General features: G+C 45.2%; 1 pseudogene. It reads right to left on the bottom strand.

What is annotated here, in order from left to right:
• A pseudogene (locus AAEY75_RS15245) lies at positions 1-270 on the bottom strand (F0F1 ATP synthase subunit beta); the annotation flags it as partial.

Genomic DNA, 270 nt, shown 5'->3' with positions numbered 1-270 from the left:
CTGCTCAGCATAAGAAGGCGCAGCACGGTGAATTGACCAACGCTCTTCTTCGCCGATTGGGCCTTTTTCATCAATCGGATTACCTAGAACGTCCATAATACGTCCTAGTGTTTTAATACCAACAGGAACAGAAACAGGTTTGTTTGTATTTTCTACAACCAATCCACGCTTCATACCATCGGTAGATCCCATTGCGATGGTACGAACAATACCGTCGCCTAGTTGTTGTTGAACTTCCAACACCAACTCTTTGCCTTCAATGGTTAGGGC

The organism is Psychrobacter sp. TB55-MNA-CIBAN-0194 (genome assembly GCF_040309505.1).
GTDB lineage: Bacteria > Pseudomonadota > Gammaproteobacteria > Pseudomonadales > Moraxellaceae > Psychrobacter > Psychrobacter fozii.
The sequence above is the reverse complement of the archived record's forward strand: the minus strand, read 5'-3'. Positions and strand labels throughout refer to the sequence as shown.